Consider the following 13293-nt stretch of genomic DNA (forward strand, 5'->3'; position numbering starts at 1 on the left):
GTAGGCGGCTTCTTATCGGACCGGGATGGTTCGTCTTTCGAAGCCCTGGCCAGCGGGATCAGAGACCCTTTCTTGAGACTGCTTCGTCCCATTTATTGCGTCGATAATAATAGCCGAGACCACTGACGAAAACCGCAGATCGGTGGCCGCGGGTAGCCCATACGAGCCGAGTTGGGAGCGCGCTATGCCGAACAAGACCGCACAAGTAGATCAGTTTCTGCTCATCCATTCGGCACGCGCCGACAATTGGCGTGAGATCACGACGCTGGCAGACGCCTGGGCCGCCAATCGCGGCGCGCGGGCTGCCCTGGAAGCGGCGATTTCTGCTGTGGCACCGGCGGAGGAATACTACGCCTATCCGGGCAGACGGCTGCTTTCGGTTCTGGCAGAGCGTATTGCCACCGACGATGCCGGTGGAGCGGCAAGGCTTGCACGACGCATCTCCAATGGGCTGCTCAGCCATTCCTATCGCGGCCGCCAAAGTGAATGGGACGTGCATGACGAAATGTCAGGAGCCGAAGTGACCGATATCATGCCGCCGGGAACCGGAGAGGCTCGCGGGCGCCGGCCCTATTTCGAAGTTCTGTTCGTCAACAGTCAGCCGGCCACGCGTTGGGAGGCATTCGCCGCAGAGATTAGGAGGCTGCGCCGGCCAGAGGACGGTTTCATTTACGAGCCGGTGCTGGTCGGGTCCTTCGAGGATGCGTTCTGCGCGGCTGCCCTGAACCCCGATATTATCGCTATCGTGCTCGCTGAAGGTTTTCCTTACCGCTCACGGCACGACGCGCCTGTGCTTCGATCGGTGCTTGATCCGCTGGGAGAAACCGAGGGACCAGACATGTCGGCGCTTCGCCTGGCGCGCGGCTTGAAGCGCATCCGGCCCGAACTCGACGTCTATCTGCTTTCCGACCGGCAAGTCGAAAAGATCGCCGGAGATCCGACGGCGGATGCGGTGCGGCGCGTTTTTTACGCGGTGGAGGAGCCGCTGGAGATGCATCTCGCGATCCTCGAAGGGGTGCAGGCACGCTATGAAACGCCCTTCTTCGACAATCTTAAGAAATATGCGCGACGGCCCATCGGTACATTTCATGCGCTCCCCATCGCGCGCGGCAAATCCGTCTTCAAGTCTGACTGGATCCGCGACATGGGCGAATTCTATGGGCTCAATCTGTTCCTTGCGGAAAGCAGTGCGACGACGGGTGGTCTCGATAGCCTTTTGGAGCCCACAGGTACGATCAAACGCTCTCAGGAGCTGGCGGCACGTGCCTTTGGCGCTGACCACGTCTTCTTTGTGACGAACGGCACCTCCACCTCCAACAAGATGGCCGTGCAGGCCCTTCTGGCGCCCGGCGACATTGCGGTAGTCGATCGCAACTGCCACAAGTCGCATCACTACGGCATGGTGCTGACCGGCGCGCAGCCCTACTATGTCGAAGCGTTCCCGATGACCGAGTACTCGATGTACGGCGCCGTGCCGCTTGCGACGATCAAGCGAGCGCTTTTGACGTTAAGGGCGGAAGGGCGTCTGGACCGGCTGAAACTGCTCGACCTCACCAACTGCACCTTCGACGGGCACATGTATAACGTCAGGCGCGTGATGGAGGAGTGTCTCGCCATCAAGCCGGACCTCATCTTCCTCTGGGATGAAGCGTGGTCCGGATTTGCCCGATTTTCACCCTTCCTGCGGCCACGCACGGCCATGGGGGCAGCAGCGGATATCGAAAGCTGGTTGCAGGATCCGGCGTCGGTCAGTGCCTACGAAAAGCAGCGTGCGGACCTTGGCGATGAGCCGTCCGACGAAGCGCTGCTCGCCGCACGCCTACTTCCCGATCCGCGTCTTGTTCGCCTTCGGGTCTATCAGACCAATTCGACGCACAAATCGATGTCAGCGATCCGGCAAGGCTCAATGTTGCTCGTCAAGGATGTCGATTTTCATACCGTCGAAGCCCAGTTCCACGAGGCGGTGTTCACCCATGCCTCGACAAGTCCGAACCAGCAGCTGATCGCCAGTCTCGACGTTGCACGCCGGCAGATGGAGCTCGATGGGTATGGGTTGGTGATGAACGCGATCGAGATCGCTCTCAAGATCCGTCGGGCGATCAACGAACATCCGCTGATTTCGAAGTATTTCCGCGTTCTCGGTGCGGATGAGATGATCCCTGCGCAGTATCGCCAGTCAGGGTTCAAGGACTACCTGGCACCGGGTGCGACCTGGGCCACGGCGGTGAAAGCCATGAACGAAGACGAATTCTACCTCGATCCCACGCGTATGACGCTGGTATGTGGAACGGCTGGCTTTGACGGAACCCAATTCAAGGGGCTGCTGGCCAACGAGTACGATATCCAGCTGAACAAGACGTCGCGAAACAGCGTGCTTTTGCAGTCCAACATCAACAATACCCGCAGTGATATCGCGCATCTCGTTCGCGTCCTGGTCGAGATCTGCCGTGGTATCGAAAAACGGCTTGCCGATGGCGGCGAGGGCGAGCGGGCTGCCTTCGCTGCACGGGTAAAGTCGCTGATGACGGATGTGCCGGACCTTCCAAATTTCAGTCACTTCCACGCGTTGTATCGCGGTGACGCGGGACGCACGTCGCCCGAAGGCGACATGCGAGCCGCCTTCTTCCACGCCTATGATGCTTCGGTCTGCGAATACGTACCGCTGATCGGAGCCGAGTGCGACAAGCGGCTGAAGGAAGGTCCGGAAATGGTCTCGGCTAACTTCGTCATCCCCTATCCCCCGGGGTTCCCCATCATGGTGCCGGGTCAGGTCCTGACGCAGGAGACGATCGACTTCATGCGGAAGCTGGATGTGAAGGAGATCCATGGCTACGAGAAGGCAAGGGGTCTGAAGCTAGTCAAACCTGATGCAGTTGCGGCCAAGGCGAAACGATCGGCGAAAGCACGGTAGTGCCGGAGCTTGCACGGGTCCGCGGGCTGCTACCCGGACGAATTCGACCCCCCATGCTTTTCATGGATTGCCGGTTTGCATGGACGTTTGGCGTCGGCGGTAAAGCTGCCTTGGCCCTTGATTGAGGTGGGAGGCAGTTCGTCTGGTCATGATTTGGATCGAGCAATTCCTGGTCAAGTATCCTGAGCTTGCCGTATTCCTTGCAATTAGCATCGGGTATCTGATCGGCGGCCTCAAGTTCGGAGGTTTCAGTCTGGGTCCGGTCACCGGCTCGTTGTTCGCCGGTATCCTCATCGGTCAGTTCGCCGATGTTCCGATTGCCGGGATGGCGAAATCGCTGCTTTTTCTCCTGTTCCTTTTCGGTATCGGCTACTCGGTCGGGCCGCAGTTCCTGCAGGCCTTGAAACGGGACGGCATGAAGCCTGTTCTGCTTGCGGTGGTCGTCTGTGTGACCGGGCTGGTCACAGCCGTTGTGGTCGCGAAAATCCTCGGCTTGGATCCTGGATTTGCGGCCGGGCTTTTGTCGGGCGCGCTCACTGAAAGTCCGGCAATGGGCACTGCCACCGAAGCGATCAACGCATTGCCGCTGCCCGAGGCGGATCGCGCACGGTTTGTCGCCCACATCGCCGTGGCCGACGCAGTTTGCTACGTATTCGGCGCTGTTGGCGTCATCCTGTTTTGCAGCGTTGTCGGTCCAAAATTGCTTGGCATCGACCTCGTCGCCGAGGCGCTAAAACTTGAGAAAGAATACGGGATAACCCGAAAGGCCACCGGGGTCGCGTCCGCCTGGCACAGGTTCGAAATTCGCGCCTACCGGATAGCGGAGGGCGCGCCCATCGCCGGTCGATCGGTCGTCGATGCCGAGGCAACATTTCCGGAGCATCGACTATTCATTCAACGCCTGCGACGCGGGGGCTTAATCCTTGAGGCCGCTCCCGAGCTTGTGATTGAACCTGGCGATATCGTTGCGGTGTCCGGAACACGAGAGGTGCTGGTCACCGTCCTTGGTCAGCGCTCCGAGGAAGTCGAGGATCGTGAGCTGTTGGACGTGCCGATATCGGTGACCGACGTGTTGCTGACGAGCCCTGAACTTAATGGCCGAAGCATTGCGGATGTGGCGACAGAAGGCTGGACAAGAAGCCTCTATCTGCGAACGATCAGTCGTGGCGGCCAGGAGATTCCTCTGGCGCCAGGGATCACAGTGCAGCGCGGGGATATCCTTCGCCTCGTCGGCCCGGAACCGGTCGTGGTGAGCGCCGCCAAGCGCATTGGTGTCGTGGTCGCGCCGGCCACTGCAACGGACTTCCTGGTCCTCGGCCTTGCGATCTTCCTGGGCGGGCTTGTCGGCGTTCTCGTCACGTTTCCCATCGGAGACATGAGGATTTCGCTGAGCACCAGTGTGGGCACACTCCTCGCCGGATTGGTGGTGGGGCACCTGCGCACGCGCTTTCCACTTTTTGGTCGCATACCGGATGCTGCGGTGTCACTCATGACCGCGCTTGGTCTTGCCGGCTTCGTCGCGATGACTGGCCTTCATGCAGGTCCGGTATTTGGCCCCGCTATCGCGGAAGCGGGTGTCGGGCTCCTGGTCGGCGGCATGATCGTCACAATGGTTCCATTGATCGTAGGCCTTTACTTTGGACGCTACGTGCTTGGCATGAACCCCATACTGTTGTTGGGTGGACTAGCCGGCGCGCAGACCATGACGGCCGGCATGGCCGCCGTCCAGGACAGGTCGGGGAGCTCGGTAGCAGTCCTTGGTTACACGCCTGCAGTCCCTATCGGCCATATACTGCTCACCACATGGGGGACGGTGATCGTGGGTATCATCGCCGGATAAGAAGCCAATAATCTAATCGATCAGCGGCAAAACAAGTGCACGACGAGAATTTGCAACAGACTTCTAAAGTAAAGTGGCGAATACTGACTGCGGACCGACAAGGCGAATCGCCCGTGACTGAAAGGTGCTTTTGATGCGGCATGTATTACACGTAGTCTCACCCGCACTTTTCAGCGTGGCACTGGGGGTTGCGGCACCTGCTTCGGCCCAGGAGCCAGCAAAGCCGGCGCAGGCCAGCAAGGAAGCCGAGCATTGGATACCGAAGCTGCGGCTCGGCGACGACAATGCTTATTTCGAATTCTACGGTCAGATCAACAAAGGCCTGCTGAGCTACGATGACGGCGGGCAAACGGATAACTATTTTCCGGCCGACAATGGGAACTCGTCGTCACGCGCGGGCTTTCGCATCTACAGCCTCATGGAAAACGACTGGTCTTTCGGGGCCAATCTCGAATGGGAGTGGAACCCTTACTCGACAACCAATGTGAACCAGTTGAACGAGGATCACTTCGACTGGGGGACTGATCTGCTGCGCAAGGCGGAAATCTATCTAAACTCGAAGGACTACGGCAAATTCTGGTTCGGCCAGGGCAGCATGGCGTCGGATACGACCGCCGAGGTGGATTTGTCCGGCACGGACGTTGTTGGTTACTCGCTGGTGTCGGATATGGCCGGCGGACCGTTTTTCCGAAACTCCGACGGTACGCTGTCGACGGTCCGCGTAAAGGACGCGTTCACCAACTATGACGGCCTTAGCCGCAAGCTGCGCGTCCGCTACGACACCCCGGCCTTTGGCGGCTTCAGCTTTGCGACGTCGGTCGGAACACAAGTCGTTCCGGAGGAAACCGACGTCACCGTCTGGGACGCGGCGGTTCGATACAATGAGACCTACGACGCCTTCAAGGTCGCAGCTGCACTTGCCTTTTCAAGGCCCGGCGATGGCAACTCGATATACGATGCGTCCGTTTCGGTCCTGCATCTCGATACCGGACTCAGCCTCACCCTTGCAGCGGGCTACTCGGACAAGGAGACGGTTGATGGACGCTACGGCTACGTAAAGATCGGCTATCAGGCGGATATCTTCGATGTCGGCAAAACCGCGTTTTCGGTCGACGCCTATTTTGGCAAGGACATCGCGGGCAGGGGCAGCAAGAGCGATTCCTTCGGCGCGCAGATTGTCCAGAACCTCGACTATCTACAGACGGAACTCTACCTTGGAGCCCGGACCTATTCGCTCGACCAGGAGACCGCCGATCTTCAAGATAGCTTCGCTGTGTTGGGTGGCGCCAGAATAAAGTTTTAAGGAACAAACCGGCGAAGCAAGATCGGTCCATGATCTTTCGCGCCGCTTCCTTCTTCCGCCGCTTATTTCCAGGATCTCGTTATCTGAGCAAATGGGTGATGAATTGACCACTGCAGGGACTGGTGTCTGCACAGCATTGATTGCTGCCGCGTTCCTCGTTCCAAAAACGGTTTCGGCCGCAACCGCAGAGGCAGATATCGTCGCTCAGCTTGCGTCTTGCGCGGCTCGATTGGAAGCAGGCAGGAGCTACGAGAGCTATGTCGACGGATTTGCCGACGCGCGGGACGCTGAGTGGCGCGCTCGCGTTCATGCGCAGCAGGGTTGAAACGTCCGAAGCCGAGGAAAATGCCGAAACCCTGAAGAAGGAGTTTTCTGCCGATCTTGTGAATAGCCCGATGCAGGCCCGGTCCCGTGTCTCCGCGCTTGTCGATGAGTGTTTGGCGCAAACGGCTGCGGTTGAAGCGATATTCAATGGCGTTGAGACAAGCCGTGTCAACGAACTCGAGGCCGCAACAAATGCGCAGCGTGAAGCAACTGAACGCGCTGAAAGCGAAGCCGAAAGGGCGGAGCAGGCGGAGCGGCGGGCGATCGCTGCGGAAGCCGCGGCAGAGCGAGCCAAGGCCGAGATCGCAATCCTCAAGGAACAGCAACGCGAACGGCAGGAGGCAAAGGCACCCACGACCGAAAGGAGCGATCCGCGCGAGGAGAATGAGAACTCCGTCTCACTAAACGTGCGGGAGAACGTCCAGCGTGCACTTCAGGCAAATGGTTACACCATTTTTGAAAGCGCCGAAGAGATGGAGTGCATGTGGACCGGTTCAGCGCACCAGTGCAGGCGGCCAACGGGTGGAACCATGATCAGCGTCATGTCCAGTCCATACAGAGTCCGCATCCTGAATGCAGGCAGCTCGATCGACTGTTTGAGGTTTCGCGAAGGTGAATTGGTCGCGCAAGGCAATGGTGACGATTGCCGGTAGAGGGCCTTCGCAGCCCGGTTTCAGGCAACGCGCCCGGCTTCGCTGGCGTGTCGAATAAGGCACAGCCCGGGAGCGAGTTTCGATCGCTCGGACTGTCCGACCCAAGTGACGAGCGGAAGCTCTCGAATGGCATTGCCGCGGCCACTGAATTGCGAAGTGCTCCTTGACAGGGCGATTAGGCTCTCCTTTGGTCGGGCCAGCCATCGCCAGACTTGATACTCAAGCCGGTAAGCCGGCGAGGCGCAGGCCCTCACGCAGTCGATCTGCATCCTCGGCCCTTTGGAGATACAAAGCGTCCACGAGCCAATCTACATGTTCGCTTGGGCCGGCAGCCGGATCGCCTTGCCACAACGCGCTGACTGCTGCGATGCAAGCCTTGCCACACTGCTGCGCCTCTTCGAGACGCCCCAAGTGACCGAAGGCAGCCGCGCGCAAAGCCATGTACCGCGGGTGTCGCCGGCCTAGTGCGTCCAGTATTAGTTGTTCCAATAGACTGGCCGCCTCTTGGTAGCGCCTGAGCCGAAACATGATGTGCGAAAGATAATAATTATACCAGGGCGGGTGGCATGGGTTGAGTCGAAAAGCAATCTCGGCTGCGTGCAGAGCCAGTTCGGGCTTTCCGATGCACGATTGGACCCAGGCCCAGAAAATCTGGATCAGCGGATCGTTAGGGTTTAGGGTCCGGGCAAGGCCCAAATGCCGCTCGGCCCGCTCGAAGTCGCGCCACATCAAGCACATGTATCCGAAGGTGGAGTGCACCCGGGCATCGTTGGGGTCTTTCGCCAGTGCTTCTTTGGCCTGGTGAAACGCCTCGATCCGGTTCTCGTCCTTCTCTCGTGGTACTCCGACGCTCATCTCGACCGAACGATTGAGATAAATCCAGGCGAGGCCCGCATGGGCGCGGGCAAAGCCTGGATCGATCTGGAGTGCCTCTTCGAATTGTGCTTGCGCACGTGCTTGGGCCTCAGGCGTGAATACGTCGGAAAATCTATTCCCCTGGAGGAAGAGGTCATAGGCCCGAATGTCTTCCGGCTGACGTCGCCGGGCTGTCACCTCGCTATCTTGGATAATTCGTTGGGCCACCATTGCGACAATGCTCTGGGAGATTTCTTCCTGAAGGGCGAAGACGTCCTCCAGTGCGCGATCGTATCGTTCCGCCCAGAAATGGGCACCGCTTCCAGCATCAATGAGCTGGGCCGTGATGCGAACGCGCTCGCCTGCGCGACGGACACTGCCCTCGACGAGGTATCGAACCCCGAGCGAACGCCCTATCTCGCGAGCGTCCACATTTTTCCCCCGAAACGAGAAGGAAGAGTTTCGCGCGATGACCATGAGCTCGCGAAAGCGCGACAGCTCCGTAATTATGTCTTCGCTGATACCGTCGCTGAAATAGACCTGTTCGGGATCGCCGCTCATGTTTTCGAACGGCAAGACCGCCACCGTAGGTCTATCGCTCGACGCCCAGGCGACTTTCGCACCCTCAAGGACGTTGTCGAATACCAAGCTGTAAGTCCGCACCGGCCGTGAAATATTCTTCAGACGCTGCTCGCCCGCGAACTCGAACCGACAGTCGAGTTTCCCAGAGAGCTGGTCGTAGACTGTCCCGGAGATAAGGAGACCGCCTGGCGGGCAACACTGTTCCAATCGGGCCGCCACGTTGACACCGTCTCCCAAAAGGTCCTGATCATCCACCAGTACGTCGCCAAGATTGATGCCGATACGCAAGACAATCCGGCGCTCAGCCGGTATTCGCGCCTGCCAATCAGGCAATTGCTTTTGAACCGCAGCGGCGCAGGCTACAGCCTCGACGACGGAACCGAATTCGGCGATCAGGCCATCGCCCGTCAGCTTGAAGAGACGCCCATGATGCTGCGCCAAGAGAGGCTCGAACAGTCTCCGGCGCAGGTCCGTGACTGCCACGAGAGTTGACGCCTCGTCCAATTCGACGAGACGTGAATAGCTGACAATATCGGCAACGAAGATTGCCGCCAGTCTGCGTTCTCCGAGGATGCTCATCTCCTCGCCCCTGATGATGCCAAATGCTCTTGGCTACACAAACCGAACCCAACAACAATAGCCCAGCGACGCCTCTGCGGCCATCTCTTGATTTGGAGACTGTGCTGGTCGAAAAGATCTGGAAGCGTGTAGGACTCGAATTCGGAACGGGCGCCGTGATCGATTTTGATTCACCCTGGGTCGAATGCCCCTATCTGGCCCACCTTTGGATCTGAACGCGATTAAATCGATCAGGAAATGCAAGCCCACTTTGCCGCCAGGCAAAGCCCATGCAATTGCTCATCGGTCTGTTCGCCGATATTCAGGTGGTCAATGATCTCAGGTCAATTTCGCGCGAGCGATGGGAAGAGCTAGCGTCGACGGCGAGGGGCAAAATCGCCGTCACTCGTGATCAGGGTTCCCGAATAGCAGGAACGTCGTCATCGAGGATCGGGAATGAACCTTCAATCGCTGCGCCAATGAAGGCTTTCCGTGACAGATCCAGCGCTTCGCCGCGCTCTAATGCGCCATGGCAGCGATTCCTTGCGCGTTCATAGAACCATCCGCCCTGGGGCAACTCACTCAGATATTGCAGGGCATCCTGTGGTCCGTGGATACACCGCTCGCCATTCACGCCAATCCTGACAGGATTATCCCAAATGATGGTTTGCATTTGCGTTGACTCCGGTTCGGCACAGAACGTCTAGCGGGAAGCATTGTTCCAACCATCGCTTTGGTAGTTGAGAGACACGGGTTCGCCACGATGGTCACGTGCCGCCGACGCCTTGCCGCATCACCGAAGTGGGGCGTTCGTCTGCGCAGAACGCCACGCCGAAATAGACATCTTTTCAGCAATGCCTCCTTCAATCACCAGCACGCTATCGAAGAAATCAATTCCGCCCTCCGATTGGATCGAGGAGGTATCGTGCATAATGGCAATAACCGTCGCCTCCGGGCAATTCTCTTTGATCGCTTGATAAAACGCTTGCACCGCCTGCCCATCAAGAGCGCTTGTTGCCTCGTCAAGGAAGAGCAAACCCGGCTTCAGCAACAGGACTTTCGCAAGAACGAGCTTCTGCTTTTCCCCCCCGGACAACAGCTTGTCCCACTGCTGCCCCTCGCGTCCCTCATCAAAGAGCTCCCCAGAAATTTCATGGAGCCCCGCTTCTTCAAGCGCCGTGGAAACCGCAGCGTCCTTATGCTCACGGGCGTCATCCGGAAGACAGACGAGATCCTTCAGGCAAACGCCCTGTAGTTTGACCTCCTGGGCCGCAAAGAGAGTTCGCAAACCGTCCGGCAACGTGATCTTGCCCCGACCGTGCGGCCAAAGACCGTTTATCGCCTTGAGAAGTGAGGTCTTTCCACTCCCCGATTCACCCATCACCAAAGTCCACTCGCCCGGAGCGAAATTGAGTTCAATGGCGGTCAAAAAGGGCTCGTCCTCACCAGTATGGAGGAGCTCGACCGAATCGATGGTCAAGCCGCCTTCTACGGCTTCCGCTATGGTATATTCAAACGCGGCGGGTCCACTTTGAGCATAGTAGTCTTGTGGTCGCTGCACCGTTTCTATCGCTTCCGCAAGCTCTGTTATGCGCCGCGCGTCCGCCCGCAGTGTCGCGATGTCAGGCATCGCATGAATAAACCATGAGCATTCGTTGATGAGGGCCGTCGCTAGTTCGGCACCGGTGACATAGTCTTGTAGGCTGATGGTCTTGTCGACATAGGGAAGCAGGCCCGGCGCGTAAGCCACGATGCGTGAGCCGATGAAATTATGCACCAGCTCAAAGCCCATATAGCCGGCGGTAATCCGATTGAGCCTCGCCCATGTGTAGTCAATATCTTGATACCGGCGCACATTGAGCGCCTTTTGCGCTGGCTCCCCTCTGATAACCGCAACGTGAAAACTGCGGCGCAAGAACTGGTTGAGTTCGCTGCGATAACTGCCTTCCGCCGATTGAATGCGGATAGACAGCCCCTGAAGGATACCTCCCAGCTTGGCCGCAATGAATGTGTTGAGGGGCACGTAGATCGCAATCGCCAGCAGCGTCAGGAAGGCGCTGCCGTAGCCCCCAAGAACGTCAAGCCCTCGGATCGGGCTCGACGTTTCGATCAGCTTACCGCCAACGAACGCGAGCGATAGCACCACCCCGGCGATGCCGATGCCCAGACCGATTGCACCGCCGGTCATGCCCTTTATTGCTTCCTGCACCCGCTGATCGATGTTGTCCGGCGATGACGTGTTCCCTTCACCCGCTCCACCAAAGCCATTTTGTTGCAAGTGGAAGTGGGTGTGACTGGAATCGAGAAGTGCCTGATTGAAGCGTTCATCCAACCACTGGCGCCATTTTCGGTGTAGGCTGGTCGAAAGGAAGTGACGGACCGCAGTAAACCCCGCGTCCCTTGTGATCGCGATCGCAGCAAGCGTCGCTGCGGTCTTTAGAAGCGACGCAGGCGTTGTCGGTACCGTAGGGTGGTGGAAATTCGCGATCCGATTGACCAATTCGCCTGAGGTCAGCGCGAACCATACGCTTGCCTGAGCCGACAATCCGGTAAGCAGCAGGATGAGAATGGTCAGGCCCCAAGCGTCTCTCCAACGATTAGAGAGCCAGTAAGCGAGCAACAGCCCCCAGAAGCTACGCATCGAGGATACGGGGCTGCTTGGGCGCCGCCGTTTCTCGCCGAAGAACCGTTTAACCCGTGCTGTTGCCCGATGCGCCTTGCCGCGCACGACTTCACTCAAGCTCATCTTCCTGAATTGGAGTAAGGATCGGACTTGTCAAATGCTGATGATCTGATGGCCGACGAAAAGCAGGGTCCTTGCAAGCGATTTGGTCGCGACAGGTGATCAGGAGGATCTTAAGGCCGGCAGCCTACTCGCCGTAGGGCCGATAGCTAAGCGGCGACGCCGGAACGTGAGTTCAACATCGGAGGCCAGACATCAAGTATCGCTACGTCGTAGTCGGCAACCGCGCGGTGCTGGACACTGGCACTCGTAGTGTCGTTCAGATTATCAACTGAGGCTGCTGGACGAGTTACAGAGGCTTCCCTGCGGGAATCGGTCCTCCACTTCAGCGCAGCGGTTTTTTCGAAAGTGTCCGGCAAGCGGGCGCAGTTTCTGTTGAGGCGGGGAGACCGCGCTTCTCGTCGTGAAACCTGATTTGTCCCACGGGAGGCCGCGGCACGGAACCTGTGCGCCGCTTTCTGGTTGGGTGGGAGGAGAGGAGTTGCATATGGGCATTGACAAACCGAAAAACGGTGCACCGGGCACCACCGACCAGTCTCCTCGTTGGGAGGCCCGGAGGAGAGCAGACCTCGGGGGTATCTCCCAGCGAAAGACGGACCAGATTCCGATCGCGACGCCGTGGGCGAAAACAACCGCGAACCGGAGCGTCCATCCGATGCGTTGAAGACAAAAAAATGAAGCGAAGGGCAATGCGTTCCTTCGCGGGCGGACGGAAAAGCAGCGGCGTTGCAAGCGCAAAACCAACTGCGTGACCGGGTCTAAGGATAGGCCATCGTCAGGCGCCGGGCCATAATACTCCGAAAAATAATGGGATGTGGGCTTTGACGAAAAATAGCCGGATCGCGCCGAGTAACAGCCAAATTCACAATCTTCAGGTCTCAGGACAAGGTTCTGCGCCGTCCTCGGCGCAGAACCTTCGCGCTAGAAGGCAATGCTTCCTGCCATGAAGGCAAGGACGAGAAACAGCACGAATATCGCCAGAGCGACGTAAAAGAGGATCTTCGCTATACCAGCACTTGCTGCAGAAACACCCGAGAAGCCAAGCAAGCCTGCTACGACCGAGATTACAAAAAATATAATAGCCCACTTTAGCATATGTTTCTCCCCGACGGCCGAAACGAATCATCTGGGCATTGAACCCGCAGCCGTGAGTATTGTTCCAGGCGCCTTTAAGTTGTGACGTCACGCCGGATCGGTGCAAACTCCTGGTCCAATCCATGCCGCAAGGCCGCGGCATCCCTGCTCTCTCTTCCGCCCGCCGATTTACTGGCTCTCGCGGCGGCAGTACGGTCACTGCCGCGCGCATCGTCAGCCATTTTTCGCGGAGTGTTATGCGCTCCTCTATCGCGCGAAGAGCCATGCCAACTGCCGCGACGACTTCTCCTTCGGCTTGGTCCGTTCCGGCGGGCAGCCGTCCAAGCGGGCAAACCAAGGCGGCAGTGAATTCCGCGAGACCGGATTTATGATCTTGGCACGTCCGCTGAAACCGGCTCGCCACTGCCCGAGATCGATTGGTTCTTTCCC

General features: G+C 58.4%; 8 protein-coding genes and 1 pseudogene. 5 read left to right on the forward strand and 4 right to left on the reverse strand.

Going from position 1 to position 13293, the window contains the following annotated elements:
• Nucleotides 1–184: 184 nt before the first annotated feature.
• The 4 genes from IB263_RS21345 to IB263_RS21360 all read left to right on the forward strand — a co-directional run bounded on the left by IB263_RS21345 (nucleotide 185) and on the right by IB263_RS21360 (nucleotide 7031).
• Nucleotides 185–2911, forward strand: coding sequence for a decarboxylase (locus IB263_RS21345; protein WP_034798734.1), 2727 nt, complete (start codon nucleotides 185–187; stop codon nucleotides 2909–2911).
• 148 nt (nucleotides 2912–3059) lie between these two features.
• A complete protein-coding gene (gene aspT, locus IB263_RS21350; protein WP_090302438.1) occupies nucleotides 3060–4751 on the forward strand; it encodes an aspartate-alanine antiporter in 1692 nt (563 codons plus the stop codon).
• A gap of 133 nt (nucleotides 4752–4884) precedes the next feature.
• Entirely contained in the window at nucleotides 4885–6054 is a 1170-nt protein-coding gene (locus IB263_RS21355) for a porin (protein WP_089045952.1), read from the forward strand.
• A 257-nt stretch (nucleotides 6055–6311) separates the two neighbouring features.
• A complete protein-coding gene (locus tag IB263_RS21360) occupies nucleotides 6312–7031 on the forward strand; it encodes a hypothetical protein (protein WP_090302440.1) in 720 nt (239 codons plus the stop codon).
• A gap of 219 nt (nucleotides 7032–7250) precedes the next feature.
• Here IB263_RS21360 and IB263_RS21365 read toward each other — a convergent pair whose 3' ends face one another.
• The 3 genes from IB263_RS21365 to IB263_RS21375 form a co-directional block, all read right to left on the reverse strand.
• Complete coding sequence (locus tag IB263_RS21365) at nucleotides 7251–9047, reverse strand: adenylate/guanylate cyclase domain-containing protein (RefSeq protein ID WP_192438976.1); 1797 nt, start codon at nucleotides 9045–9047, stop codon at nucleotides 7251–7253.
• A 391-nt stretch (nucleotides 9048–9438) separates the two neighbouring features.
• Nucleotides 9439–9699, reverse strand: coding sequence for a DUF982 domain-containing protein (locus tag IB263_RS21370; RefSeq protein ID WP_082936617.1), 261 nt, complete (start codon nucleotides 9697–9699; stop codon nucleotides 9439–9441).
• Between the two features lie 120 nt (nucleotides 9700–9819).
• On the reverse strand, nucleotides 9820–11766 hold the full coding sequence (locus IB263_RS21375) for an ABC transporter ATP-binding protein/permease (protein WP_246811054.1): 1947 nt from the start codon (nucleotides 11764–11766) through the stop codon (nucleotides 9820–9822).
• A 490-nt stretch (nucleotides 11767–12256) separates the two neighbouring features.
• Here IB263_RS21375 and IB263_RS34135 point away from each other — a divergent pair.
• Nucleotides 12257–12447 (forward strand): annotated as a pseudogene (locus tag IB263_RS34135) (hypothetical protein).
• A gap of 243 nt (nucleotides 12448–12690) precedes the next feature.
• Here the strand turns inward: IB263_RS34135 and IB263_RS21380 are convergent.
• A complete protein-coding gene (locus tag IB263_RS21380) occupies nucleotides 12691–12864 on the reverse strand; it encodes a DUF1328 domain-containing protein (protein ID WP_034798746.1) in 174 nt (57 codons plus the stop codon).
• Between the last annotated feature and the right edge of the window lie 429 nt (nucleotides 12865–13293).

Source organism: Ensifer sp. ENS03, assembly GCF_014852035.1.
GTDB classification, from domain to species: domain Bacteria; phylum Pseudomonadota; class Alphaproteobacteria; order Rhizobiales; family Rhizobiaceae; genus Ensifer; species Ensifer adhaerens.